Origin of the sequence: Streptomyces pseudogriseolus (assembly GCA_002154585.1) — a bacterium.
Lineage (GTDB): Bacteria > Actinomycetota > Actinomycetes > Streptomycetales > Streptomycetaceae > Streptomyces > Streptomyces pseudogriseolus.
Map to the genome: position 1 here is coordinate 1 of MUNG01000018.1, position 25,265 is coordinate 25,265.

Consider the following 25,265-nt stretch of genomic DNA (forward strand, 5'->3'; position numbering starts at 1 on the left):
AGGAGGGGCGCGAGGGCGTCGCCGTCGCCGACGCCCTCGCGCCCCTCCTGCCCACCGTCCTGCCTCTCGGCGACGAGAAACCCTCGGCCGCCCACCGTGCCCGGCTCGCCCTCGCCGAAGCCGCCGGGACGGTGCTGGCCGGCGGCCTGTCCCTGCTCGGCATCGACGCACCCGACCATCTCTGACACCTCTGAGAGAGCACGCGAACCATGAGCCGTTCCGCACACCCCGCCGGGCCCCGTCACGCCGACGTCCTCCCCGAGGGGCACTACCTCGCGCCGCCATCCGACCCGAACGCCCTGGACCCCAAGGTGTGGTCCGAGACCGTCACCCGGGACGACGACGGCGTGCTCACCGTCGGCGGGATCGACGTCAAGCGGCTCGCCGAGGAGTACGGCACCCCCGCCTACGTCCTCGACGAGGACGACTTCCGCTCCCGCGCCCGTGCCTGGCGCACCGCCTTCGGCGACAACGCCGACGTGTTCTACGCCGGCAAGGCGTTCCTGTCCCGGGCCGTCGTGCGGTGGCTGAACGAGGAAGGGCTGAACCTCGACGTCTGCTCCGGCGGCGAGCTGGCCACCGCCCTGTCCGCCGGGATGCCCGCCGAGCGCATCGCCTTCCACGGCAACAACAAGTCCGTCGCCGAGATCCGCCGGGCCGTCGAGGCCGGCGTCGGGCGCATCGTGCTCGACTCGTTCCAGGAGATCGTCCGCGTCGCGCACATCGCGCGCGAGCTCGGCACCCGGCAGCGGGTGCAGATCCGTATCACCGTCGGCGTCGAGGCGCACACCCACGAGTTCATCGCCACCGCCCACGAGGACCAGAAGTTCGGCATCCCGCTGGCCGGCGGGCAGGCCGCGGAGGCCGTGCGGCGGGCGTTGCAGCTCGACTCGCTCGAGCTCATCGGGATCCACTCGCACATCGGGTCGCAGATCTTCGACATGTCCGGGTTCGAGGTCGCCGCGCACCGCGTGGTCGGGCTGCTCAAGGACATCCGTGACGAGCACGGCGTCGAGCTGCCCGAGATCGACCTCGGCGGCGGCCTCGGCATCGCGTACACCAGCGACGACGACCCCCGTGAGCCGCACGAGATCGCCAAGGCGCTGACCGAGATCGTCACCCGTGAGTGTGAAGCCGCGAAGCTGCGCACCCCCCGGATCTCCGTCGAGCCGGGGCGCGCCATCGTGGGGCCGACCGCGTTCACGCTGTACGAGGTCGGCACGGTCAAGCCGCTCGACGGGCTGCGCACCTACGTCTCCGTCGACGGCGGGATGTCGGACAACATCCGTACCGCCCTGTACGACGCCGAGTACAGCGTCTCCCTCGTCTCCCGCTCCTCCGACGCCGAGCCCATGCTCGCCCGCGTCGTCGGCAAGCACTGCGAGAGCGGTGACATCGTGGTGAAGGACGCGTTCCTGCCCGGCGACCTGGCACCGGGTGACCTGATCGCCGTGCCGGCGACCGGGGCGTACTGCCGGTCCATGGCCAGCAACTACAACCACGTGCTGCGGCCCCCGGTGGTCGCGGTCAAGGACGGTCAGGCGCGCGTCATCGTCCGGCGTGAGACGGAGGAGGATCTGCTGCGGCTCGACGTCGGCTAGAGGCGGACAGGGGGTGACCGCCGCCGCTGGAAGATCTTCCGTCGGCGGCGGTCATGGAAATGAAATAGATGTCTCACGATCCGGACTTCGCGCAGAAAGTCCCGTTCGGTGGGTGAGACTGGTGCAACCGAGACGGTAATCAGGAAACGAGGTCGGATGATGCGTACGCGTCCGCTGAAGGTGGCGCTGCTGGGCTGTGGAGTGGTCGGCTCAGAGGTGGCGCGCATCATGACGACGCACGCCGACGACCTCGCCGCCCGCATCGGCGCCCCGGTGGAGCTCGCGGGCGTGGCCGTACGGCGGCCCGACAAGGTGCGCGAGGGCATCGACCCCGCGCTGATCACCACGGACGCGACCGCCCTGGTCAAACGCGGCGACCTCGACGTCGTCGTGGAGGTCATCGGCGGCATCGAGCCCGCCCGCACCCTCATCACCACCGCCTTCGAGCACGGCGCCTCCGTCGTCTCCGCCAACAAGGCCCTCCTCGCCCAGGACGGCGCCGCGCTGCACGCCGCCGCCGAGGAGCACGGCAAGGACCTCTACTACGAGGCCGCCGTGGCCGGCGCCATCCCGCTGATCCGGCCGCTGCGCGAGTCCCTCGCCGGCGACAAGGTCAACCGGGTGCTCGGCATCGTCAACGGCACCACCAACTTCATCCTCGACAAGATGGACTCGACAGGGGCCGGTTATCAGGAGGCCCTCGACGAGGCCACCGCGCTCGGGTACGCCGAGGCCGACCCGACCGCCGACGTCGAGGGCTTCGACGCCGCCGCCAAGGCCGCCATCCTCGCCGGGATCGCCTTCCACACGCGCGTGCGCCTCGACGACGTCCACCGTGAGGGCATGACCGAGGTGACGGCCGCGGACTTCGCCTCCGCCAAGGAGATGGGCTGCACCATCAAGCTGCTCGCCATCTGCGAGCGGGCCGAGGACGGCGCGTCCGTCACCGCGCGCGTGCACCCGGCGATGATCCCGCTCAGCCACCCGCTGGCCTCCGTGCGCGGCGCGTACAACGCCGTGTTCGTCGAGTCCGACGCCTCCGGCCGGCTGATGTTCTACGGCCCCGGCGCGGGCGGCTCCCCGACCGCCTCCGCCGTGCTCGGCGACCTGGTCGCCGTCGCCCGCAACCGGATCAACGGGACCACCGGTCCCGGCGAGTCCGCGTACGCGGCGCTGCCCGTCTCGCCGATGGGCGAGGTCGTCACGCGCTACCACATCAGCCTGGACGTGGCCGACAAACCGGGTGTCCTCGCCCAGGTCGCCACCGTGTTCGCGGAGCACGGTGTCTCGATCGACACGGTCCGCCAGCAAGGAAAGGACGGGGAGGCGTCGCTCGTCGTCGTCACCCACCGCGCGTCCGACGCGGCCCTCGGCGGGACCGTGGAGGCGTTGCGCAAGCTCGACACCGTGCGTGGTGTCGCCAGCATCATGCGGGTTGAAGGAGAGTAACCAGCAATGACCCACCAGTGGCGCGGAATCATCGAGGAGTACCGGGACCGGCTGCCGGTCTCCGACACCACGCCGGTCGTGACGCTCCGTGAGGGCGGTACGCCGCTCGTGCCCGCGCAGGTGCTCTCCGAGCGCACCGGCTGCGAGGTCCACCTCAAGGTCGAGGGCGCGAACCCGACCGGCTCCTTCAAGGACCGCGGCATGACCATGGCCATCTCCAAGGCGAAGGAGGAGGGCGCCAAGGCGGTCATCTGCGCCTCCACGGGCAACACCTCCGCCTCCGCCGCCGCGTACGGCGTGCGGGCCGGCATGGTGTCCGCCGTGCTGGTGCCGCAGGGGAAGATCGCGCTGGGCAAGATGGGCCAGGCCCTGGTGCACGGCGCGAAGATCCTCCAGGTCGACGGCAACTTCGACGACTGCCTCACGCTGGCCCGCGCGCTGAGCGACAACTACCCGGTGGCGCTGGTCAATTCGGTCAATCCGGTGCGCATCGAGGGGCAGAAGACCGCCGCCTTCGAGATCGTGGACATGCTGGGCGACGCCCCCGACATCCACGTCCTGCCGGTGGGCAACGCGGGCAACATCACCGCGTACTGGAAGGGCTACAAGGAGTACGCCGCCGACGGCGTCAGCACGCGGACCCCGCGCATGTGGGGCTTCCAGGCCTCCGGCAGCGCCCCGATCGTGCGCGGCGAGGTCGTCAAGGACCCGTCGACCATCGCCACCGCGATCCGCATCGGCAACCCCGCCTCGTGGGACTTCGCGCTCGCCGCGCGGGACGAGTCGGGCGGCGCCATCGACGAGGTGACGGACCGTGAGATCCTGCGCGCCTACCGGCTGCTGGCCTCCCAGGAGGGCGTCTTCGTCGAGCCCGCGTCCGCCGCGTCGGTCGCCGGTCTGCTGAAGGCCGCCGAGCAGGGCCGGGTCGACCCGGGGCAGCGCATCGTCTGCACGGTCACCGGCAACGGTCTGAAGGACCCCGACTGGGCCGTCGCCGGCGCCCCGCAGCCGGTCACCGTCCCGGTCGACGCCGCGGCCGCCGCCCAGCGGCTCGGTCTCGTCTGACCCACGCAGGGCCGGGTGTGTCCGGCCGGTGCGCCACCGGGCGCCGGTCCGCGCGCCCGCGCCGGCGCCCGCGGGCTCGCACCGACGCCGAACCGCGAAACCGGCGTAAGGACGCGTCCGGCCGGGGACGCTCCCCACAGGGGGTGCACAGGGGGCTTGCGACACGCATCGTGCGCCTCCTGTGCGCCCTATGTCGCAGGTGAACCTTCCTTCGATAGGCTGTAGGGAACCCGCCCGCCGCATATGCCGCGGCAGTGCGTCGTCCCCAGGGTCCCGCCAGTGACCCGGGACGGCCCGGAAGCGGCCGGCCAGCCCGGTCGGCGGCGGCCCCAGGGTTCTCGTACGCCCCTCGAATGTCCATCGAACGTCATTCGACAGTCCACGCAGCTCAAGGAGAGTCTTCGAGCGATGGCCGGTCCCGCGTTCCGCGCCGCCGCCGTCCGGGTGCGCGTCCCCGCCACCAGCGCCAACCTCGGCCCGGGCTTCGACGCCCTCGGCCTCGCGCTGGGCCTCTACGACGACGTCGTCGTCCGGGTGGCCGACTCCGGGCTGCACATCGACATCGCGGGTGAGGGCAGCGAGACCCTCCCGCGGGACGAGAGCCACCTTCTCGTACGCTCCCTGCGCACCGCCTTCGACCTGCTCGGCGGGCAGCCGCGCGGTCTGGAGATCGTCTGCGCCAACCGCATCCCGCACGGCCGGGGCCTCGGCTCCTCCTCGGCCGCCATCTGCGCCGGGATCGTCGCCGCCCGCGCCGTGACCATAGGCGCGGAGGCCAAGCTCGACGACACCGCGCTGCTCGAGCTGGCCACCGAGATCGAGGGCCACCCCGACAACGTCGCGGCCTGTCTGCTCGGCGGTTTCACCCTGTCCTGGATGGAGGGCGGCGCCGCCCGGGCGATCAGGATGGAGCCCGCCGATTCCATCGTTCCGGTGGTTTTCGTGCCCGGGAAGCCGGTCCTCACCGAGACCGCGCGCGGACTGCTCCCGCGCACCGTGCCGCACGTCGACGCCGCCGCCAACGCGGGCCGTGCCGCCCTGCTCGTCGAGGCCCTCACCCGGCGCCCCGAGCTGCTGCTGCCCGCCACCGAGGACCGCCTGCACCAGGACTACCGCGCCCCGGCCATGCCGGAGAGCGCCGCACTGGTGGAGCGGCTGCGCGGGGACGGCGTCCCCGCGGTCATCTCCGGCGCCGGACCGACGGTCATGGCGCTGGCCGACGCGGGCACGGCCGACAAGGTCGAGGCACTCGCCGGCGCCGACTGGGCCGCCAACCGGCTGGGCCTGGACCTCCAGGGAGCGAGCGTTCTGCCGCTCGCGACCTGACACGGTTGCCGGATTTCGAGAGGGGGAATGTTTGTTGGATCCGGTAGTGTTAACCTCAAGTCTGCACCCGACCCCACCATGGCGAGGTGCCTCGTGTCCCCGTCCGGGACAGACATTCTTCCGGGAGCTCCCCAAGCCGCACTGTGTCCACTGCTTCGTACGCGGGCAGTACGTCGTACGCGGACACTGAACGGCCCGCAGGTGGGGGCACCCCCTCTGGGGGAGCTTCGGAACCGGTGCGACCACGCCACGTGACACTGGATGCCACGGCTCGGGGTAGCGCCATCACCAGATATCTCTTCCGCCGCGCAGGCGGACAACCGCCCCGGCACGGTCCACACATCAGGGAACGATGCCGGACAGCACAACCGGTCGCCGAGCCAGACAGGCCGACGTCCGCTCCAGGGAAGGACCCTTCGTGAGCGACACCACCGATCTGATGGGCGCACGTGTCGAGGAGACCGCTGCCGCGCCCGCCACGGACGCTTCCGCGCCTGCCTCCGGTGCCGGCTCCCGGCGGCGCCGCGGTACCGGCCTCGAGGGCATGGTGCTGGCCGAGCTTCAGCAGGTCGCATCCGGCCTCGGCATCAGGGGCACGGCGCGCATGCGCAAGAGCCAGCTGATCGAGGTCATCAAGGAGGCGCAGGCCGCCGGTGGAGGCACCCCTTCCGGGGACGCCCCGGCCAAGGCCGAGTCCGCCGAGACCAAGCCCAAGCGCCGCGCCACGTCCCGCACGCGTACGGGTGACACGGCCGAGAAGGCCGAGAAGAAGACCGAGGGCAAGGACGAGCAGGCGCCCGCCGACAAGGCCGCGGCCCAGCAGTCCATCGAGATCCCCGGCCAGCCCTCGCCGAAGGCGTCCGCCGCCGAGCAGGCCGCGGAGGGCGCCCCCGAGCGCCGCCGCCGTCGCGCCACCGCCGACGCGGGCGCCCCGGCCGCCGCGACCGAGACGATCACGGCCGAGGCGAAGACCGAGACCAAGACCGACGCCCCGGCGCAGCAGCAGCCGCAGCAGGGCGAGGCCAAGTCCGACCACGACGGCGGCGAGGGCCGCCGGCGCGACCGCCGCGAGCGTGGCCGCGACCGTGACCGCGGGGACCGTAACGACCGCGGTGACCGCGGCGACCGCGGCGACCGCCGCGGCAAGGGCGACGACCAGCAGCAGAGCCAGGGCGGCGGCCGTCAGCAGAATCAGCAGGGCGGCGGCGGGGGCCGTCAGGACGACGCGTACGACGACGACGGAGGCGGCCGCCGTGGCCGTCGCGGACGCTACCGCGACCGCCGTGGCCGCCGTGGCCGCGACGACGTGCAGGAGCCGCAGATCAACGAGGACGACGTCCTGATCCCCGTCGCGGGCATCCTGGACATCCTCGACAACTACGCGTTCATCCGGACCTCCGGCTACCTGCCCGGCCCGAACGACGTGTACGTCTCCCTCGCCCAGGTCCGCAAGAACGGCCTGCGCAAGGGCGACCACATCACCGGCGCGGTACGCCAGCCCAAGGAAGGCGAGCGGCGCGAGAAGTTCAACGCGCTGGTGCGCCTGGACTCCGTCAACGGCATGGCGCCCGAACACGGCCGCGGCCGCCCGGAGTTCAACAAGCTGACCCCGCTGTACCCGCAGGACCGGCTCCGTCTGGAGACCGACCCGGGCGTGCTGACCACGCGGATCATCGACCTCGTGTCGCCGATCGGCAAGGGCCAGCGCGGTCTGATCGTGGCCCCGCCGAAGACCGGCAAGACCATGATCATGCAGGCGATCGCCAACGCGATCACGCACAACAACCCCGAGTGCCACCTGATGGTCGTCCTCGTCGACGAGCGTCCGGAAGAGGTCACCGACATGCAGCGGTCGGTGAAGGGCGAGGTCATCTCCTCGACCTTCGACCGCCCGGCCGAGGACCACACCACGGTCGCCGAGCTCGCCATCGAGCGCGCCAAGCGCCTGGTGGAGCTGGGCCACGACGTCGTCGTGCTGCTCGACTCGATCACGCGTCTGGGCCGTGCGTACAACCTCGCCGCGCCCGCCTCCGGCCGCATCCTGTCCGGTGGTGTCGACTCGACCGCCCTGTACCCGCCGAAGCGCTTCTTCGGTGCGGCCCGCAACATCGAGGACGGCGGCTCGCTGACCATCCTCGCCACCGCCCTGGTGGACACCGGGTCCCGCATGGACGAGGTGATCTTCGAGGAGTTCAAGGGCACCGGCAACATGGAGCTCAAGCTCGACCGGAAGCTCGCCGACAAGCGCATCTTCCCCGCGGTGGACGTCGACGCGTCCGGCACCCGCAAGGAAGAGATCCTGCTCGGCAACGAGGAGCTGGCGGTCGTCTGGAAGCTGCGCCGGGTGCTGCACGCGCTCGACCAGCAGCAGGCGATCGAGCTGCTGCTCGACAAGATGAAGCAGACCAAGTCGAACGTCGAGTTCCTCATGCAGATCCAGAAGACGACGCCGACGCCGGGCAACGGCGACTGACGTCACCCCCTTCACGGGCCCGCGCATGAACGCACAGGGCCCCGCGTGTGAACGCGAAACGGCCGTCCCTTCACGGGACGGCCGTTTTTCGTGCACGGATGTGGTCGGACAGGTGTACGATCACGCTGCTTCGGGTTGTCTTTGAACACGTTCAGACCCGAACTCACCATCCCGAGGGGGGAATTGCATGGCTATACCCATGTCCGGATCCGGGCGTCGCAGACGCCGGTTCGCCGTGGTCGCGGCCGGTGCCGCCGCGGCCGTCTCCGCGACGCTGATGACGGCGCCCGCGGCCCAGGCCGAGCCCGCGCTGCCGCAGCCGAAGGTCTCTCCGGCGACCGAGTCGCCGTCGCAGGCCGAGCTGGTCCGTCGCGTCGTGGGCGCGATGGCGGCGGACGAGGCAGCCCGGACGAAGGACAAGGCACAGCTCAGCACGAGCGGCAAGGCCGGCTCCGGCATCGACGCGAAGATCATCGGCGGCACCACCACCACGATCTCCGCGGCGCCCTGGATGGCGCAGCTGCACTACTACGACCCGGTCGCCGACGAGGGCTTCTTCTGCGGCGGCGTCGTCGTCGCCCCGACGAAGATCCTCACCGCCGCGCACTGCGTCAAGGGCTACAACTGGTACCTGAACGGCGCCGTCGTCACGGGAGCCACCCAGCTGCCGTCCGTCGACGGCGACCTGCACGGCGGCACCGCGACCGCCGTCTGGCGCCAGTGGCACAACCCGGCGTACAACGAGGCCGCCATCGACAACGACATCGCGGTGCTCACGCTGCCGGTGCCGGTGAAGGCGACCCCGCTGCGCATGACCACGGCGGGCGACACGGCCTCGTACACGCCCGGGACCAACGCCCGGGTCTACGGCTGGGGGCGCACCACCTCCACCAACAACGAGATCTCCGAGTACCTGAAGACGGCGACGCTGCCCATCCAGTCCGACGCCACGTGCGCCGGCGCCTGGGGCAGCGACTACGTCCGCGGGCACATGGTCTGCGCGGGCACGCCCGCCACCGGCAGCGACGCCGGCACCACCACCGCCTGCAACGGCGACTCCGGTGGTCCGCTGGTGGTCAACAACCGGATCGTGGGCGTCGTCTCCTGGGGCGTCGAGGACTGCGTGGCGAAGGGCGCCTACGGCGTCTTCACCAAGGTGGCGAGCTACGTCGGCGTCACCTACCCGCGCGTCGACGACACCGACATCAACGGCGACCACCGCGCCGACCTGTGGGCCCGCAAGAAGTCCACGGGTGTCGGCTACTCCCGCAACTCGCTGGGCTCGCGGTTCGCCGCCCAGGAGGAGTGGGGTGACTGGAGGGGCGTCAACACCGTCCTCCAGACCGACCTCGACCGCGACGGCTACCAGGACCTCGTCTACCGCGCCACCGACGGGAGCGTGTACTGGGCGCACTACGTCATCTCCAGCAACAGCTGGGCCACCAAGCGGCTCAGCACCGGCTGGAAGACCGTCCGCCAGATCGTCACCCCCGGTGACGTGACCGGCGACTACCTGCCCGACCTGGTGATCGTGGACTCCGCGGGCGTGCTGTGGACGTACCCGGGCAAGGGCAACGGCACCTTCTCGGCCCGTCTGAAGACGGGCACGGGCTGGGCCGGGTTCGACGTCCTGCGCGGTCACGGCGACTTCACCGGCGACGGCCGCACGGACCTGGTGGCCCGGGTCCGCAGCACCGGCGACCTGTACCTGTACAAGGGCACCGGCAAGGCCGGCTCCGGCTCCTTCACGGGCCGGACCAAGCTGGCCACGTGGAAGAGCACCACGTACAACGCCCTCGTCACGGTCGGGGACGTCAGCGGCGACGGGAAGGCGGACCTGCTGGCCCGCACCCCGAGCGGCACGCTGTACCTGTACCGGGGCACCGGCCGTAACACCGCGCCGTTCTTCTCCGCGCGGCTCTCCATGGGCACGGGTTACCAGAACTACGACCTGTTGGGCTGAGCCCACCGCCCGTCCGCGGAAGCGCGAGGTGGCCCCGGGAATCTTCCCGGGGCCACCCCCGTTTTGGGAGACGGCGCCAGTCCTGGCAGACTGGTACGTCGGCTCCGGTTCACGCTCCCGCATCCCGCGGCGGCGACCCGGCGCCCTCCCGAAACCTAGGAGACACCTTGAAGCGCGACATCCACCCCGAGTACGTCGAGACGCAGGTCAGCTGCACCTGCGGCGCGTCGTTCACCACTCGCTCCACGATCTCCAGCGGCAACATCCGCGCCGAGGTCTGCTCCGAGTGCCACCCGTTCTACACGGGCAAGCAGAAGATCCTCGACACCGGTGGCCGTGTGGCCCGCTTCGAGGCCCGCTTCGGCAAGGCCGCCGGCTCCAAGAAGTAGCGAGCACCGAATCGCCGGTCCACGGCCGCGCCCCCGCCCGGGGGCAGGCCGGGACCGGCGTTTTTGGTCGCCCGCCCCTTCACCCACGTACACCGCAGGAGCCCCAAGATGTTCGAGGCCGTCGAGGAACTCGTCGCCGAGCACGCCGACCTGGAGAAGAAGCTCGCCGACCCGTCGGTCCACTCCGACCAGGCGAACGCGCGCAAGCTGAACAAGCGCTACGCCGAGCTCACCCCGATCGTCGCCACGTACCGCTCCTGGAAGCAGACCGGCGACGACGTCGAGACCGCGCGTGAACTGGCCGCCGACGACCCGGACTTCGCCGCCGAGGTCAAGGACCTCGAGCAGCGGCGCGAGGAGCTCACCGAGAAGCTGCGGCTGCTGCTGGTCCCGCGCGACCCCAGCGACGACAAGGACGTCATCCTCGAGATCAAGGCGGGCGCGGGCGGCGACGAGTCGGCCCTGTTCGCCGGCGACCTGCTGCGCATGTACCTGCGCTACGCCGAGCGCGTCGGCTGGAAGACCGAGATCATCGACGCCACCGAGTCCGAGCTGGGCGGCTACAAGGACGTCCAGGTCGCGGTGAAGACCCGCGGGCAGACCGAGCCCGGCCAGGGCGTGTGGGCCCGGCTGAAGTACGAGGGCGGTGTGCACCGCGTGCAGCGGGTGCCCGCCACCGAGTCGCAGGGCCGCATCCACACCTCCGCCGCCGGCGTCCTGGTGACCCCGGAGGCCGAGGAGGTCGACGTGGAGATCAACCCGAACGACCTGCGCATCGACGTCTACCGCTCCTCGGGACCGGGCGGGCAGTCGGTCAACACCACCGACTCCGCCGTGCGCATCACGCACCTGCCGACCGGCGTCGTCGCCTCCTGCCAGAACGAGAAGAGCCAGCTGCAGAACAAGGAGCAGGCCCTGCGTATCCTGCGCTCCAGGCTCCTCGCCATGGCGCAGGAGGAGGCGGAGCGCGAGGCCGCCGACGCCCGCCGCAGCCAGGTCCGCACCGTCGACCGCTCCGAGAAGATCCGGACGTACAACTTCCCGGAGAACCGCATCTCGGACCACCGCGTCGGCTTCAAGGCGTACAACCTGGACCAGGTCCTGGACGGCGACCTCGACGCGGTGATCCAGGCCTGCGTCGACGCGGACTCCGCCGCCAAGCTCGCCGCCGCGTAAGCACCCGAAGACAGCCCGGAGGACCGTCGTGAACCTGCTGCTCGCCGAGGTGGCCCAGGCCACCCAGCGGCTCGCCGACGCGGGCGTGCCCTCGCCGCGAACCGACGCGGAGGAGCTCGCCGCGTTCGTGCACGGCGTCAAGCGCGGCGAGCTGCACACGGTGAAGGACGCCGACTTCGACGCCCGGTACTGGGAGGTCGTCGCCCGCCGCGAGGCCCGCGAGCCGCTCCAGCACATCACCGGCCGCGCGTACTTCCGCTACCTGGAGCTCCAGGTGGGCCCCGGCGTGTTCGTGCCCCGCCCGGAGACCGAGTCGGTGGTCGGCTGGGCCATAGACGCGGTGCGCGCGATGGACGTCGTCGAGCCGTGCATCGTCGACCTGTGCACCGGCTCCGGCGCGATCGCGCTGGCGCTCGCCCAGGAGGTGCCCCGGTCCCGCGTGTACGCCGTGGAGCTGTCCGAGGACGCCCTCCAGTGGACCCGCAAGAACATGGAGGGGTCACGGGTCGAGCTGCGCCAGGGAAACGCCCTGACGGCCTTCCCCGACCTCGACGGCCAGGTCGACCTCGTGGTCTCCAACCCGCCGTACATCCCGCTCACCGAGTGGGAGTACGTCGCCCCCGAGGCCCGCGACTACGACCCCGAGCTGGCCCTGTTCTCCGGCGAGGACGGCCTCGAGCTGATCCGCGGCCTGGAGCGCACCGCGCACCGGCTGCTGCGCCCCGGCGGCGTGGTCGTCGTCGAGCACGCCGACACCCAGGGCGGGCAGGTGCCGTGGATCTTCGCCGAGGACCGCGGCTGGACCGACGCGGCCGACCACCCCGACCTGAACAACCGCCCCCGGTTCGCCACCGCACGCAAGGCGCTGCCGTGACCGGCACGGCGCATACTTCATCCCCCATGCAGCACGTGTACGAGGAGGCCCGCCACATGGCTCGGCGATACGACACCAACGACGCGACCGACCGCGCGACCGGTCTGCGTGAGGCCGCGTCCGCCGTGCGCCGGGGCGAGCTCGTGGTGCTGCCGACGGACACCGTGTACGGCATCGGCGCCGACGCCTTCACCTCCGAGGCCGTCGCCGACCTGCTCCAGGCCAAGGGCCGCGGCCGCACCATGCCCACGCCCGTCCTCATCGGCTCCCCGAACACCCTGCACGGCCTGGTCACGGACTTCTCCGAGATGGCCTGGGAGCTGGTCGACGCCTTCTGGCCGGGCGCGCTGACCCTGGTCGCCCGCCACCAGCCGTCCCTCCAGTGGGACCTCGGCGACACCCGCGGCACGGTCGCGGTGCGCATGCCGCTGCACCCGGTCGCCATCGAGCTGCTCACCGAGGTCGGCCCGATGGCCGTGTCCTCCGCCAACCTGACCGGCCACCCGGCGCCGGAGAACTGCGACGCCGCCCAGGAGATGCTCGGCGACTCCGTCTCCGTGTACCTGGACGGCGGCCCCACCCCGGGCAACGTGCCGTCCTCCATCGTCGACGTCACCCGCCCGGTGCCCCTGCTGCTGCGCGAGGGCGCGATCTCGCCCGACGAGCTGCGCAAGGTGGTACCCGACCTCGAGGTGGCGAATTGACGGCCCCTGAGGCGGGGCGTGGCATAGGCAACGGGGAACGGGCAGCGGAGATCACGACCACCTTCGTGGGGCTCCCGCGCGACACCTTCCGGATCCTCCACGTCAGCACCGGAAACGTCTGCCGCTCGCCCATCACCGAGCGGCTGACCCGGCATTTCGTGCTCCAGCGCCTGGGCGTCCTCGGCGGCGGCCTCGTCGTCGAGAGCGCCGGCACCTGGGGCCACGAGGGCGCCCCGATGGAGGCCCACGCGGAGACCGTGCTGGCCGAGTACGGGGCGGACGCCTCCGGCTTCACCGGCCGGGAGCTGCTCGACGAGCACGTCATCCGCGCCGACCTCGTGCTGACCGCGACCCGCGACCACCGCGCCCAGGTCATCTCCATGGGCCACTCGGCGGGTCTGCGCACCTTCACGCTGAAGGAGTTCACCCGCCTGGTGAACGCGATCGACCCGGCGACCCTGCCGCCCCTGGAGGACGGCCTGGTCATGCGCGCCCGCGCCCTGGTCCGCGCGGCCGCCGCACTGCGCGGCTGGCTGCTGGCGCCCACCGCCGAGGCCGACGAGGTCCATGACCCGTACGGCGCCCCGCTGACCTTCTTCCGGGCCGTCGGCGACGAGATACACCAGGCGCTGGACCCCGTGGTCACGGCGCTGACCGGGGTGCCCGCGCGGACCTGAGCGTCCGGCGGCGCCCGCGAGGCGGATGCAGGAACCGGGCGCACCGGGACGGGCGGGCCTACATTGGTCGTACGTCAGTGCCGACGTCCGGGAGTCCATGATGACGGTCACCCCTGCGCTCGAGGCCGATGTCCTGCGCCGGCAGGACCCCGAGCTCGCCGAGGTGCTGCTCGGGGAGCGCGAGCGGCAGGCGACCACGCTCCAGCTGATCGCCGCCGAGAACTTCATGTCGCCCGCGGTGCTGGCCGCCCTGGGCTCGCCGCTGGCCAACAAGTACGCCGAGGGCTACCCGGGCAACCGGCACCACGGCGGCTGCGAGATCGTCGACGTGGCCGAGCGGCTCGCCGTGGAGCGCGCCCAGGCGCTGTTCGGCGCCGAGCACGCCAACGTGCAGGCGCACTCCGGGTCCTCCGCGGTGCTCGCCGCCTACGCCGCCCTGCTGCGCCCCGGCGACACCGTCCTCGCCCTCGGCCTGCCCTACGGCGGCCACCTCACCCACGGCTCGCCGGTCAACTTCTCCGGCCGCTGGTTCGACTTCGTCGGCTACGGCGTGGACGCGGAGAGCGGCCTCATCGACCACGAGCAGGTGCGCGCCCTGGCCCGCGCCCACCGCCCCAAGGCGATCGTGTGCGGTTCCATCTCCTATCCGCGCCACATCGACTACGCCTTCTTCCGCGAGGTCGCCGACGACGTGGGCGCGTACCTGATCGCGGACGCGGCGCACCCCATGGGGCTGATCGCCGGGGGAGCGGCGCCCAGCCCGGTGCCGTACGCGGACATCGTCTGCGCGACCACGCACAAGGTGCTGCGGGGGCCGCGCGGCGGGATGCTGCTGTGCGGGGCGGAGCTGGCCGAGCGGGTGGACCGGGCGGTGTTCCCCTTCACCCAGGGCGGGGCGCAGATGCACACCATCGCCGCCAAGGCCGTCGCCTTCGGCGAGGCGGCCACCCCGGCGTTCGCGGCGTACGCCCACCAGGTGGTGACCAACGCGCGGGCGCTGGCCGCCGCGCTCGCCGCCGAGGGGCTGACCGTCACCACCGGGGGCACCGACACCCACCTGATCACCGCCGACCCGGCCCCGCTCGGCGTCGACGGGCGCACCGCGCGCGGCCGGCTGGCGGCGGCCGGCCTGGTCCTCGACTGCTGCGCGCTGCCGCACGACGACGACCGCGGGCTGCGGCTGGGCACGGCGGCGGTGACCACGCAGGGCATGGGCGCCCGGGAGATGACGCTGGTCGCCGGTCTGCTGGCGAGCGTCCTGCGGGGCGGCACGGACGCCGCACGGGCCCGGGAGGACGTCCGCGACCTGGTGGCGGCCTTCCCGCCGTACCCGCGCTGAGCCGGCCGGCGGGGGTGAGGGGCCGCGGACCCGGCCGTCCGTGCAACCATCGTCGGTACCCGGAAGTCCCCACTCTTATGCGCCCCTCGCTAGGGTGTGGGGCTGTGAAGGCCAGCGAGATCTGTGGGGAAGCCCGTGCGTGAATACCTGCTGACGCTCTGCATCACGGCCGCGGTGACGTACCTCCTGACAGGACCGGTGCGGAAGTTCGCGATCGTGGCGGGGGCGATGCCGGAGATCCGGGCACGTGACGTGCACCGGGAGCCCACTCCGCGGCTCGGCGGGATCGCGATGTTCTTCGGCCTGTGCGCGGGCCTGCTGGTCGCCGACCACCTGACGAACCTCAGCACGCTCTTCGAGAACTCCAACGAGCCCCGGGCACTGCTCTCCGGGGCCGCGCTGATCTGGTTGATCGGCGTGCTGGACGACAAGTTCGAGATCGACGCGCTGATCAAGCTGGGCGGGCAGATGATCGCCGCCGGTGTGATGGTCATGCAGGGTCTGACGATCCTGTGGCTGCCGATCCCCGGTGTCGGCTCGGTCGCGCTCACCCAGTGGCAGGGCACGCTGCTGACCGTCGCCCTGGTGGTCATCACCATCAACGCGGTCAACTTCGTCGACGGCCTGGACGGTCTCGCGGCCGGCATGGTGTGCATCGCGGCGGCCGCGTTCTTCCTGTACGCCTACCGCATCTGGTACTCGTACGGCATCGAGGCGGCCGCCCCGGCGACGCTGTTCGCGGCGATCCTGATGGGCATGTGCCTGGGCTTCCTGCCGCACAACATGCACCCGGCGCGGATCTTCATGGGCGACTCCGGCTCGATGCTGATCGGGCTGGTGCTGGCGGCCGGCGCGATCTCCGTGACGGGCCAGGTGGACCCGGACGCGCTGAAGCTGTTCGCCGGTTCGGAGAAGGAGGCCGTGCACCAGACGGTGCCGGTGTACATCCCGCTGCTGCTGCCGCTGACCATCATCGCGGTGCCGGCCGCCGACCTGATCCTGGCGATCGTGCGGCGCACCTGGCGCGGCCAGTCGCCGTTCGCGGCGGACCGCGGGCATCTGCACCACCGGCTGCTGGAGATCGGCCACTCGCACAGCAGGGCGGTGCTGATCATGTACTTCTGGTCGGCGCTGATCGCGTTCGGCGCGCTGACGTACTCCGTCAACTCGGCGTCGATGTGGATCGTCCTGAGCGTGGTGATCCTCTCCACCCTCGGCCTGGTGCTGCTTCTGCTGCCGCGCTTCACCCCGCGCGCCCCGCGCTGGGCGGAGGCCTTCGTGCCGCCCCGCTACCGGCGTGGGAGGGTGTCGGCGCCCCAAACCCCGGACGATGCCGCGGAGTCGGACGCACAGGCCGCCGAGGGGCCGCTGGAGGCCGCCTCGGGGGAGCGCACGCCGGTGGCCGCCGGTGTCTCCGGCGTCAACGGCGCGAGCGCCGTGGGACCCCGCGCACGCCTGGCCGACCGGTCACGGTCAAGGTAAGAATTCGCCTAGAGCATTGCCAACTCGTGGGGGATCGATGGGGCGGAGTTGGGTGCACCAATCCGCCCAATACCAGACATACGGTCGCCGTGCGCGCTCAGACGCGCAGGTTCCCCCTCATGTGTGACACCGCGCACACTTCCCAGGTAAAGACTGCATCAAATAGTTTGTGATACCGTTCACGAGTCCCCGGAAAGAGCTGACGAGCCGCCCTCTGACGGCTCACCGGTGCGGTGATTTCGCACCCGGCCCGGGGGTTTACGCTCGTCCATGACGACACCCTGCCCCCTGTGAATTGCGGAGTTGCCGCCATGCCGTCCAATGACGTCCGGATCCTGGCCCAGGCCGCCGTGCCCACGGCTGCCGTCGGTGCCGTCGCCGCGCTCGTCAGTGGTCTGACGGTGGGCGGCAAGGGAGCGGTCGGCGCGATCGTCGCCACCGTCGTCGTCGTTCTTTTCATGGGCATCGGCCTCTACGTCCTGCAGCGCACCGCCAAATCGCTTCCTCACCTGTTCCAGGCGATGGGGCTGCTGCTCTACGCGACGCAGATCCTCCTGCTGTTCGTCTTCCTGGCCGTGTTCAAGAACACCACGCTGTTCCACCCCAAGGCCTTCGCGATCACGCTCGTCGCCGGCACCCTCGCCTGGATCGCCGCGCAGACGCGGGCGCACATGAAGTCAAAGATTCTCTACGTCGAACCCGAGTCGACGAAGGACACGAAGTCCGAGAAATCGGGGCACTCGTCGTGACGGGTAGGGCCGGGATAAAGAGGCATGCACAACCCTGCTATCGTCCGGTGCCAACTGCGGCATCGCGGGCGCGGGCATCCCAGCTGACGCCTGCTCAATCGCGAGGCGAGATGCCCCCCAGCCGCCCCCACATCCGTTACACCAGTCCCGTGCCGAACCGCGGCTCAGCGCCGCGCCGACACAACGAGGTTGCCGTACCTATGCGCCACGCTGAAGGAGCCCGCGGTGAGTGCTGACCCGACGCAGGTGCTCGCCTTCGACACCAACTGCCACCTCTTCGACGGGTGTGGCTTCGCGGAAGTGTCTCCGGGCCTGCACTCGTTCCTGTTCCAGCCCCTGTGGGGCGACGGAGACAGCAACCTGTACTTCAACAAGACGATGCTGCTGGCGCTGCTCGGCTCGCTGATCATCATCGGCTTCTTCTGGGCCGCCTTCCGCCGTCCGCAGGTCGTCCCCGGCAAGCTCCAGATGGTCGCGGAGGCGGGTTACGACTTCATCCGCCGCGGCGTCGTCTACGAGACGATCGGCAAGAAGGAGGGCGAGAAGTACGTTCCGTTCGTCGTCTCCCTCTTCTTCTTCGTCTGGATGATGAACCTCTGGTCGATCATCCCGGTCGCCCAGTTCCCGGTGACCTCGATCATCTCGTACCCGCTGGTCCTCGCCCTGGTCGTGTACATCACCTGGGTCGTGCTGACCTTCAAGCGGCAGGGCTTCGTCGGCTTCTGGAAGAACGTCACCGGCTACGACAAGTCGCTCGGCCCGGTGCTGCCGCTGGCCATGCTGATCGAGCTCTTCTCGAACCTGCTGATCCGGCCGTTCACCCACGCCGTGCGACTGTTCGCGAACATGTTCGCCGGCCACACCCTGCTGCTGCTCTTCACGATCGCCAGCTGGTACATGCTGAACGGCATCGGCATCGCCTACGCGGGCGTCTCGTTCGTGATGGTCATCGTGATGACCGCCTTCGAGCTGTTCATCCAGGCGCTTCAGGCGTACGTGTTCGTGCTGCTGACCTGCACGTACATCCAGGGCGCCATGGCCGAGCACCACTGAGCCCACCCGCCCTGTCACCTCCACAGATCGTCCGGTGGCCAACCCCCACCGGTCCGTAAAGAAAAGGAAGAACTGGCATGTCTGCGACCCTTGCTGCTGTCGAAGGCTCCCTCGGCTCCATCGGTTACGGCCTCGCCGCGATCGGCCCGGGCGTCGGCGTCGGCATCATCTTCGGCAACGGCACCCAGGCCCTCGCCCGCCAGCCCGAGGCTGCCGGCCTGATCCGCGCCAACCAGATCCTGGGCTTCGCCTTCTGTGAGGCGCTCGCCCTCATCGGTCTGGTCATGCCGTTCGTCTACGGCTACTGAGCCACCAGACCAGTCCAGCCGACTAGACGAAAGGCACTCACATGAGCCAGCTGCTCATCGCGGCGAGCGAGGGTGGGGAGAACCCCCTCGTTCCGCCGATCCCTGAGCTTGTCATCGGCCTGCTCGCCTTCGTCATCGTCTTCGGCTTCCTCGCCAAGAAGCTCCTCCCGAACATCAACAAGGTTCTGGAAGAGCGCCGCGAGGCCATCGAGGGCGGTATCGAGAAGGCCGAGGCCGCCCAGACCGAGGCCCAGAGCGTCCTGGAGCAGTACAAGGCCCAGCTCGCCGAGGCCCGGCACGAGGCCGCGCGTCTGCGCCAGGAGGCGCAGGAGCAGGGTGCCGCGCTCATCGCCGAGATGCGTGCGGAAGGCCAGCGGCAGCGCGAGGAGATCGTCGCCGCCGGCCACGCCCAGATCGAGGCCGACCGCAAGGCCGCAGCGTCCGCGCTGCGCCAGGACGTCGGCAAGCTCGCCACCGAGCTGGCCGGCAAGCTGGTCGGCGAGTCCCTCGAGGACCACGCCCGCCAGAGCCGCGTGATCGACCGCTTCCTCGACGAGCTCGACGAGAAGGCCGAGGCCGCACGATGAACGGAGCGAGCCGCGAGGCCCTGGCAGCCGCACGTGAGCGTCTCGACGCGCTGACGGACTCCACGTCCGTGGACGCGGCCGCGCTCGCCGACGAGCTGGCCGCCGTCACCGCGCTGCTCGACCGCGAGGTGTCGCTGCGTCGGGTCCTCACCGACCCGGCGCAGGCCGGTGAGGCCAAGGCCGACCTGGCCCGGCGCCTGCTCGGCTCGCAGGTCAGCGGCACCGCCGCCGACCTGGTGTCCGGCATGGTGCGCTCCCGCTGGTCGCAGTCCCGCGACCTGGTGGACGCGCTGGAGGAACTGGCGAACGTCGGCGACCTCACCGCCGCCCAGAAGGCGGGCGGGCTCGACAGCGTCGAGGACGAGCTGTTCCGGTTCGGCCGGATCGTCGCCTCCGACACCCAGCTGCGCGCGGCCCTCACCAACCGGTCCGCCACGGCCGCCGCCAAGGGCGAGCTGCTCCGCAGCCTGCTCGGCGGGCGGGCGGACGAGGCCACGGTGCGTCTGGTGACGCGCCTCGTGACCGCGCCGCGGGGACGTAGCCTGGAGTCGGGACTCGAGTCCCTGTCCAAGCTCGCCGCCGAGCGCCGGGACCGCACGGTGGCCGTCGTCACCTCCGCGGTGCCGCTCAGCGACCGGCAGAAGCAGCGCCTCGGCGACGCCCTGGCGAAGCTCTACGGCCGCCGGATGCACCTCAACCTCGACGTCGACCCCCAGGTCGTCGGCGGGCTGCGGGTGCAGGTCGGTGACGAGGTCATCAACGGCTCCCTGGCGGACCGGCTCGAGGACGCGGGCCGCCGCCTGGCGGGCTGAGCACCACATTCTTAATAGGCAGTAGCAATTACGGCCCTGGTTGGGCCGTGCAGAGGATTCACCTCCTGTAGGGGGGAGTCCCCATCCCCCCCAAGTGAAACTTCGGGCCCAACAAGGAGAGCAGGGAACTCAGATGGCGGAGCTCACGATCCGGCCGGAGGAGATCCGGGACGCGCTGGAGAACTTCGTCCAGTCGTACAAGCCGGACGCGGCCTCGCGCGAGGAGGTCGGTACGGTCACCCTGGCCGGCGACGGCATCGCGAAGGTCGAGGGCCTGCCCTCGGCCATGGCCAACGAGCTGCTGAAGTTCGAGGACGGCACCCTCGGCCTCGCCCTCAACCTCGAGGAGCGCGAGATCGGTGCCATCGTCCTCGGTGAGTTCAGCGGCATCGAGGAGGGCCAGCCGGTCACCCGTACCGGCGAGGTGCTGTCCGTCGCCGTCGGCGAGGGCTACCTCGGCCGTGTGGTCGACCCGCTCGGCAACCCGATCGACGGCCTCGGCGAGATCGAGACCGAGGGCCGCCGCGCCCTCGAACTGCAGGCCCCCACGGTCATGCAGCGCAAGTCGGTGCACGAGCCGATGGAGACGGGCTACAAGGCCGTCGACGCCATGACCCCGATCGGCCGTGGTCAGCGTCAGCTGATCATCGGCGACCGCCAGACCGGCAAGACCGCGCTGGCCGTCGACACGATCATCAACCAGCGTGACAACTGGCGCTCCGGCGACCCGAAGAAGCAGGTCCGCTGCATCTACGTCGCCATCGGCCAGAAGGGCTCCACCATCGCGTCGGTCCGCCGCGCGCTGGAGGAGAACGGCGCGCTGGAGTACACGACCATCGTCGCCGCCCCGGCGTCCGACCCGGCCGGCTTCAAGTACCTGGCGCCGTACACCGGCTCGGCCATCGGCCAGCACTGGATGTACCAGGGCAAGCACGTCCTGATCATCTTCGACGACCTGTCGAAGCAGGCCGACGCCTACCGCGCCGTGTCGCTGCTGCTGCGCCGCCCGCCGGGCCGCGAGGCCTACCCGGGTGACGTCTTCTACCTGCACTCCCGTCTGCTGGAGCGCTGCGCGAAGCTCTCCGACGACATGGGCGCCGGCTCGATGACCGGTCTGCCGATCGTCGAGACGAAGGCCAACGACGTCTCGGCGTTCATCCCGACCAACGTCATCTCCATCACCGACGGCCAGTGCTTCCTGGAGTCGGACCTCTTCAACGCCGGTCAGCGCCCCGCGCTGAACGTCGGTATCTCCGTCTCCCGGGTCGGCGGTTCCGCGCAGCACAAGGCGATGAAGCAGGTCTCCGGCCGTCTGCGCGTGGACCTCGCCCAGTTCCGTGAGCTGGAGGCGTTCGCCGCCTTCGGTTCCGACCTGGACGCGGCCTCCAAGGCGCAGCTGGAGCGCGGTCAGCGCATGGTCGAGCTGCTGAAGCAGGACCAGTACCAGCCGATGTCGACCGAGGACCAGGTCGTCTCCGTCTGGGCCGGCACCACCGGCAAGATGGACGACGTGCCGGTCGCGGACATCCGCCGCTTCGAGAAGGAGCTCCTGGAGTACCTGCACCGCAAGGAGCAGGGCCTCATGACCTCCATCCGCGAGGGCGGCAAGATGTCGGACGACACCCTGCAGGCCGTGGCCGACGCGATCGCCGAGTTCAAGAAGCAGTTCGAGACGAGCGACGGCAAGCTGCTCGGCGAGGACGCCCCGTCCGCCGCCAAGTGACGTAAGGAAGGGACCTGACTCATGGGAGCTCAGCTCCGGGTCTACAAGCGTCGCATCCGATCCGTCACCGCGACCAAGAAGATCACCAAGGCGATGGAGATGATCGCCGCCTCGCGCGTCGTCAAGGCGCAGCGCAAGGTGGCGGCCTCCACGCCGTACGCGCGGGAACTCACCCGCGCGGTCACGGCGGTCGGCACCGGGTCGAACACCAAGCACCCGCTCACCACGGAGGCGGACAACCCGACCCGTGCCGCGGTCCTGCTCCTCACGAGCGACCGCGGCCTGGCCGGCGCCTTCAACGCCAACGCCATCAAGGCGGCGGAGCAGCTGACCGAGCGCCTCGAGCGCGAGGGCAAGCAGGTCGACACGTACATCGTCGGCCGGCGCGGTGTGGCCCACTACAACTTCCGCGAGCGCACGATCGCGGAGACGTTCACCGGCTTCACCGACGAGCCCTCGTACGCGGACGCCAAGAAGGTCGCGGCGCCGCTGATCGAGGCCATCCAGTCGGAGACGGCGGACGGCGGCGTGGACGAACTCCACATCGTCTACACCGAGTTCGTCTCGATGATGACGCAGACGGCGGTCGACTCCCGGCTGCTCCCGCTGCGCCTCGAAGAGGTCGCGGAAGAGAGCGCCACCAAGGGCGAGATCCTGCCGCTGTACGACTTCGAGCCCTCGGCGGAGGACGTCCTCGACGCGCTGCTGCCGCGGTACGTGGAGAGCCGGATCTACAACGCGCTGCTCCAGTCGGCCGCTTCGAAGCACGCCGCCACGCGGCGCGCGATGAAGTCGGCCACCGACAACGCGGGCGAGCTGATCAACACGCTCTCCCGTCTTGCCAACGCGGCCCGCCAGGCCGAAATCACCCAGGAAATCAGCGAGATCGTCGGTGGCGCCAGTGCCCTGGCCGACGCGACCGCGGGGAGTGACAACTAATGACCACCACTGTTGAGACCGCGACGGCTACGGGCCGCGTCGCCCGGGTCATCGGCCCGGTCGTCGACGTGGAGTTCCCCGTCGACGCCATGCCGGACATCTACAACGCCCTGCACGTCCAGGTCGCCGACCCGGCCAAGGAGGGCGAGCTCAAGACGCTGACCCTCGAGGTCGCGCAGCACCTCGGTGACGGCCTGGTCCGCACCATCTCCATGCAGCCCACCGACGGTCTGGTCCGCCAGGCCCCGGTGACCGACACGGGCGCCTCCATCTCCGTGCCGGTCGGCGACTTCACCACCGGCAAGGTGTTCAACACCCTCGGTGAGGTGCTGAACGTCGACGAGGAGTACACGGGCGAGCGCTGGCCGATCCACCGCAAGGCGCCGAACTTCGACGAGCTCGAGTCGAAGACCGAGATGTTCGAGACCGGCGTCAAGGTCATCGACCTGCTGACCCCGTACGTCAAGGGCGGCAAGATCGGTCTGTTCGGCGGCGCCGGCGTCGGCAAGACGGTGCTCATCCAGGAGATGATCTACCGCGTCGCCAACAACCACGACGGTGTGTCGGTGTTCGCCGGTGTCGGTGAGCGCACCCGTGAGGGCAACGACCTCATCGACGAGATGAGCGAGTCGGGCGTCATCGACAAGACCGCGCTCGTCTTCGGCCAGATGGACGAGCCCCCGGGCACCCGTCTGCGCGTGGCCCTGGCCGGCCTGACCATGGCGGAGTACTTCCGCGATGTGCAGAAGCAGGACGTGCTGTTCTTCATCGACAACATCTTCCGCTTCACCCAGGCCGGTTCCGAGGTGTCGACCCTGCTCGGCCGCATGCCCTCCGCGGTGGGCTACCAGCCGAACCTGGCCGACGAGATGGGTCTCCTCCAGGAGCGCATCACCTCGACCCGTGGTCACTCGATCACCTCGATGCAGGCGATCTACGTCCCCGCGGACGACCTGACCGACCCGGCCCCGGCCACCACCTTCGCCCACCTCGACGCGACGACGGTGCTCTCCCGTCCGATCTCGGAGAAGGGCATCTACCCGGCCGTGGACCCGCTGGACTCGACGTCCCGGATCCTGGACCCGCGCTACATCGCGCAGGACCACTACAACGCGGCCATGCGCGTGAAGAACATCCTGCAGAAGTACAAGGACCTGCAGGACATCATCGCGATCCTCGGTATCGACGAGCTCGGCGAGGAGGACAAGCTCGTCGTCCACCGTGCCCGTCGCGTGGAGCGCTTCCTGTCCCAGAACACCCACGTCGCCAAGCAGTTCACCGGCGTCGACGGGTCGGACGTCCCGCTGGACGAGTCGATCGCGGCCTTCAACGCGATCTGCGACGGCGAGTACGACCACTTCCCGGAGCAGGCGTTCTTCATGTGCGGTGGCATCGAGGACCTGAAGAAGAACGCGAAGGAGCTGGGCGTCTCCTGACCCCCGCGCTCTGACGTGAGCCGAACGGCTCACCCTTGAGGGGGCGGGCACGTCCCGCCCCCTCTGCCACGCCCACTAGACTTGTAACCAACACCCGGCACTACCGCCGGGTGGTGACCCGAGGAGCCACCTTGGCTGCTGAGCTGCACGTCGCGCTGGTCGCGGCCGACCGAGAGGTCTGGTCCGGCGAGGCCACCCTGGTCGTCGCGCGCACCACGTCCGGCGACATCGGCGTCATGCCCGGTCACCAGCCGCTGCTCGGTGTGCTGGAGTCGGGCCCGGTGACCATCCGTACGCCCGAGGGCGGCACGGTCGTCGCCGCGGTGCACGGCGGATTCATCTCGTTCGCGGACAACAAGCTGTCCCTGCTGGCCGAGATCGCCGAGCTGTCGGACGAGATCGACGTCCAGCGCGTGGAGCAGGAGCTCGCCCGCGCGAAGGCGGAGGACGACGCCGAGGCCCAGCGTGCCGCGGACGTCCGTCTGCGGGCGGCGACGGCGGGGCGCTGATCCCGGCACGGTGAGATGACGTCACTCAGCCGCGGCCGGCACCGGAGCGATCCGGAGCCGGTCGCGGCTGAGGCAGATCTGGATGATTTTTCCGTTCCGTTACCTAGGAGACGAGGAGGTCGGTGCCGATGGTCCTCGCTCTGACTGTGGGCGGAATCGTCGTGGCCCTGCTGGTGGTGGGGCTTTTCGTCTTCGGCCTGCGCCGCCGTCTCATCCAGCGGTCGGGCGGCACGTTCGACTGCAGCCTGCGCTGGGACGCGCCCGAGAAGGGCGACGCCGGCGGCAAGGGCTGGGCGTACGGGGTGGCACGTTACAACGGCGACCGGGTCGAGTGGTTCCGGGTCTTCTCCTACGCCCCGCGTCCGCGCCGCGTGCTGGAGCGCTCCGCGATCGAGGTGGCCGGCCGCCGCGTCCCGGAGGGCGAGGAGGAGCTGGCGCTGCTGTCCGACGCGGTGATCCTCGCCTGTCTGCACCGGGGCACGCGTCTGGAGCTGGCGATGAGCGAGGACGCGCTGACCGGCTTCCTCGCCTGGCTGGAGGCGGCGCCTCCGGGCCAGCGGGTGAACGTGGCCTGACCTTCTTGTAGTGCGTGAAGCACGTCGCCCCTCCTCCCGGCCGGGAGGAGGGGCGA

Annotated in this window: 24 protein-coding genes; all 24 read left to right on the forward strand. The window is 70.6% G+C overall.

What is annotated here, in order from left to right:
- Positions 1-185, forward strand: a 185-nt coding sequence (locus tag CCN29_RS02360; protein WP_442538217.1) for a DALR anticodon-binding domain-containing protein, incomplete at its 5' end; no start/stop codon positions are given.
- Between the two features lie 24 nt (positions 186-209).
- Complete coding sequence (gene lysA / locus CCN29_RS02365) at positions 210-1,601, forward strand: diaminopimelate decarboxylase (RefSeq protein WP_086679852.1); 1,392 nt, start codon at positions 210-212, stop codon at positions 1,599-1,601.
- 156 nt (positions 1,602-1,757) lie between these two features.
- Positions 1,758-3,050, forward strand: coding sequence for a homoserine dehydrogenase (locus CCN29_RS02370; protein WP_031020600.1), 1,293 nt, complete (start codon positions 1,758-1,760; stop codon positions 3,048-3,050).
- 6 nt (positions 3,051-3,056) lie between these two features.
- On the forward strand, positions 3,057-4,115 hold the full coding sequence (thrC, locus tag CCN29_RS02375; RefSeq protein WP_006130142.1) for a threonine synthase: 1,059 nt from the start codon (positions 3,057-3,059) through the stop codon (positions 4,113-4,115).
- A 408-nt stretch (positions 4,116-4,523) separates the two neighbouring features.
- Positions 4,524-5,441 (forward strand): homoserine kinase, encoded by a 918-nt coding sequence (gene thrB, locus CCN29_RS02380; protein WP_086679854.1) that lies wholly within the window; start codon positions 4,524-4,526, stop codon positions 5,439-5,441.
- Positions 5,442-5,859: 418 nt separating this feature from the next.
- Entirely contained in the window at positions 5,860-7,914 is a 2,055-nt protein-coding gene (gene rho, locus CCN29_RS02385; protein WP_031020602.1) for a transcription termination factor Rho, read from the forward strand.
- Between the two features lie 187 nt (positions 7,915-8,101).
- Positions 8,102-9,877: a trypsin-like serine protease gene (locus CCN29_RS02390; protein ID WP_242781529.1), complete on the forward strand. Its 1,776-nt coding sequence runs from the start codon at positions 8,102-8,104 to the stop codon at positions 9,875-9,877.
- 167 nt (positions 9,878-10,044) lie between these two features.
- Positions 10,045-10,266, forward strand: coding sequence for a 50S ribosomal protein L31 (gene rpmE / locus CCN29_RS02395; protein ID WP_006130146.1), 222 nt, complete (start codon positions 10,045-10,047; stop codon positions 10,264-10,266).
- A 108-nt stretch (positions 10,267-10,374) separates the two neighbouring features.
- Positions 10,375-11,442 (forward strand): peptide chain release factor 1, encoded by a 1,068-nt coding sequence (prfA, locus tag CCN29_RS02400; RefSeq protein ID WP_006130147.1) that lies wholly within the window; start codon positions 10,375-10,377, stop codon positions 11,440-11,442.
- 28 nt (positions 11,443-11,470) lie between these two features.
- The gene (prmC, locus tag CCN29_RS02405; RefSeq protein WP_006130148.1) at positions 11,471-12,316 is read left to right on the forward strand and encodes a peptide chain release factor N(5)-glutamine methyltransferase; all 846 of its coding nucleotides are present in this window, start codon (positions 11,471-11,473) and stop codon (positions 12,314-12,316) included.
- Positions 12,317-12,372: 56 nt separating this feature from the next.
- Entirely contained in the window at positions 12,373-13,020 is a 648-nt protein-coding gene (locus CCN29_RS02410) for an L-threonylcarbamoyladenylate synthase (protein WP_006130149.1), read from the forward strand.
- Positions 13,017-13,697, forward strand: a complete 681-nt coding sequence (locus tag CCN29_RS02415; protein WP_031065473.1) for an arsenate reductase/protein-tyrosine-phosphatase family protein — start codon at positions 13,017-13,019, stop codon at positions 13,695-13,697. The genes CCN29_RS02410 and CCN29_RS02415 overlap by 4 nt, the downstream gene beginning before the upstream one ends.
- A 100-nt stretch (positions 13,698-13,797) precedes the next feature.
- Complete coding sequence (gene glyA, locus CCN29_RS02420) at positions 13,798-15,036, forward strand: serine hydroxymethyltransferase (protein ID WP_031020608.1); 1,239 nt, start codon at positions 13,798-13,800, stop codon at positions 15,034-15,036.
- 135 nt (positions 15,037-15,171) lie between these two features.
- Positions 15,172-16,518, forward strand: a complete 1,347-nt coding sequence (locus CCN29_RS02425; protein ID WP_006130152.1) for an MraY family glycosyltransferase — start codon at positions 15,172-15,174, stop codon at positions 16,516-16,518.
- A gap of 311 nt (positions 16,519-16,829) precedes the next feature.
- The gene (locus tag CCN29_RS02430) at positions 16,830-17,267 is read left to right on the forward strand and encodes a Cg1360 family ATP-synthase-associated protein (RefSeq protein ID WP_006130153.1); all 438 of its coding nucleotides are present in this window, start codon (positions 16,830-16,832) and stop codon (positions 17,265-17,267) included.
- Positions 17,268-17,492: 225 nt separating this feature from the next.
- On the forward strand, positions 17,493-18,320 hold the full coding sequence (gene atpB, locus CCN29_RS02435; RefSeq protein ID WP_006130154.1) for a F0F1 ATP synthase subunit A: 828 nt from the start codon (positions 17,493-17,495) through the stop codon (positions 18,318-18,320).
- Positions 18,321-18,397: 77 nt separating this feature from the next.
- Entirely contained in the window at positions 18,398-18,628 is a 231-nt protein-coding gene (gene atpE, locus CCN29_RS02440; RefSeq protein ID WP_006130155.1) for an ATP synthase F0 subunit C, read from the forward strand.
- Between the two features lie 41 nt (positions 18,629-18,669).
- Positions 18,670-19,215 carry a F0F1 ATP synthase subunit B gene (locus CCN29_RS02445; RefSeq protein ID WP_006130156.1) on the forward strand — a complete coding sequence of 182 codons (546 nt, stop codon included), beginning with the start codon at positions 18,670-18,672 and terminating at the stop codon, positions 19,213-19,215.
- Complete coding sequence (locus tag CCN29_RS02450) at positions 19,212-20,027, forward strand: F0F1 ATP synthase subunit delta (RefSeq protein WP_006130157.1); 816 nt, start codon at positions 19,212-19,214, stop codon at positions 20,025-20,027. Before CCN29_RS02445 ends, CCN29_RS02450 begins: the two co-directional genes overlap by 4 nt.
- Positions 20,028-20,160: 133 nt before the next feature.
- A complete protein-coding gene (gene atpA, locus CCN29_RS02455) occupies positions 20,161-21,750 on the forward strand; it encodes a F0F1 ATP synthase subunit alpha (RefSeq protein ID WP_006130158.1) in 1,590 nt (529 codons plus the stop codon).
- Between the two features lie 21 nt (positions 21,751-21,771).
- A complete protein-coding gene (locus CCN29_RS02460; protein ID WP_006130159.1) occupies positions 21,772-22,689 on the forward strand; it encodes a F0F1 ATP synthase subunit gamma in 918 nt (305 codons plus the stop codon).
- Positions 22,689-24,125 (forward strand): F0F1 ATP synthase subunit beta, encoded by a 1,437-nt coding sequence (gene atpD / locus CCN29_RS02465; RefSeq protein ID WP_006130160.1) that lies wholly within the window; start codon positions 22,689-22,691, stop codon positions 24,123-24,125. The genes CCN29_RS02460 and atpD overlap by 1 nt, the downstream gene beginning before the upstream one ends.
- Before the next feature lie 131 nt (positions 24,126-24,256).
- Positions 24,257-24,634, forward strand: coding sequence for a F0F1 ATP synthase subunit epsilon (locus tag CCN29_RS02470; protein ID WP_006130161.1), 378 nt, complete (start codon positions 24,257-24,259; stop codon positions 24,632-24,634).
- A 128-nt stretch (positions 24,635-24,762) separates the two neighbouring features.
- On the forward strand, positions 24,763-25,209 hold the full coding sequence (locus tag CCN29_RS02475) for a DUF2550 domain-containing protein (protein WP_031020613.1): 447 nt from the start codon (positions 24,763-24,765) through the stop codon (positions 25,207-25,209).
- Positions 25,210-25,265 lie beyond the last annotated feature (56 nt).

What these genes read in the sequence shown, in the direction of transcription:
- CCN29_RS02410 (WP_006130149.1), top strand. Translation starts at nt 12,373, where the DNA reads ATGGCTCGGCGATACGACACCAACGACGCGACCGACCGCGCGACCGGT.
- thrB (WP_086679854.1), top strand. Translation starts at nt 4,524, where the DNA reads ATGGCCGGTCCCGCGTTCCGCGCCGCCGCCGTCCGGGTGCGCGTCCCC.
- atpD (WP_006130160.1), top strand. Translation starts at nt 22,689, where the DNA reads ATGACCACCACTGTTGAGACCGCGACGGCTACGGGCCGCGTCGCCCGG.
- atpA (WP_006130158.1), top strand. Translation starts at nt 20,161, where the DNA reads ATGGCGGAGCTCACGATCCGGCCGGAGGAGATCCGGGACGCGCTGGAG.
- glyA (WP_031020608.1), top strand. Translation starts at nt 13,798, where the DNA reads ATGACGGTCACCCCTGCGCTCGAGGCCGATGTCCTGCGCCGGCAGGAC.
- CCN29_RS02390 (WP_242781529.1), top strand. Translation starts at nt 8,102, where the DNA reads ATGGCTATACCCATGTCCGGATCCGGGCGTCGCAGACGCCGGTTCGCC.
- CCN29_RS02445 (WP_006130156.1), top strand. Translation starts at nt 18,670, where the DNA reads ATGAGCCAGCTGCTCATCGCGGCGAGCGAGGGTGGGGAGAACCCCCTC.
- CCN29_RS02430 (WP_006130153.1), top strand. Translation starts at nt 16,830, where the DNA reads ATGCCGTCCAATGACGTCCGGATCCTGGCCCAGGCCGCCGTGCCCACG.
- CCN29_RS02450 (WP_006130157.1), top strand. Translation starts at nt 19,212, where the DNA reads ATGAACGGAGCGAGCCGCGAGGCCCTGGCAGCCGCACGTGAGCGTCTC.
- lysA (WP_086679852.1), top strand. Translation starts at nt 210, where the DNA reads ATGAGCCGTTCCGCACACCCCGCCGGGCCCCGTCACGCCGACGTCCTC.
- CCN29_RS02370 (WP_031020600.1), top strand. Translation starts at nt 1,758, where the DNA reads ATGATGCGTACGCGTCCGCTGAAGGTGGCGCTGCTGGGCTGTGGAGTG.
- atpE (WP_006130155.1), top strand. Translation starts at nt 18,398, where the DNA reads ATGTCTGCGACCCTTGCTGCTGTCGAAGGCTCCCTCGGCTCCATCGGT.
- prfA (WP_006130147.1), top strand. Translation starts at nt 10,375, where the DNA reads ATGTTCGAGGCCGTCGAGGAACTCGTCGCCGAGCACGCCGACCTGGAG.
- thrC (WP_006130142.1), top strand. Translation starts at nt 3,057, where the DNA reads ATGACCCACCAGTGGCGCGGAATCATCGAGGAGTACCGGGACCGGCTG.
- CCN29_RS02460 (WP_006130159.1), top strand. Translation starts at nt 21,772, where the DNA reads ATGGGAGCTCAGCTCCGGGTCTACAAGCGTCGCATCCGATCCGTCACC.
- CCN29_RS02475 (WP_031020613.1), top strand. Translation starts at nt 24,763, where the DNA reads ATGGTCCTCGCTCTGACTGTGGGCGGAATCGTCGTGGCCCTGCTGGTG.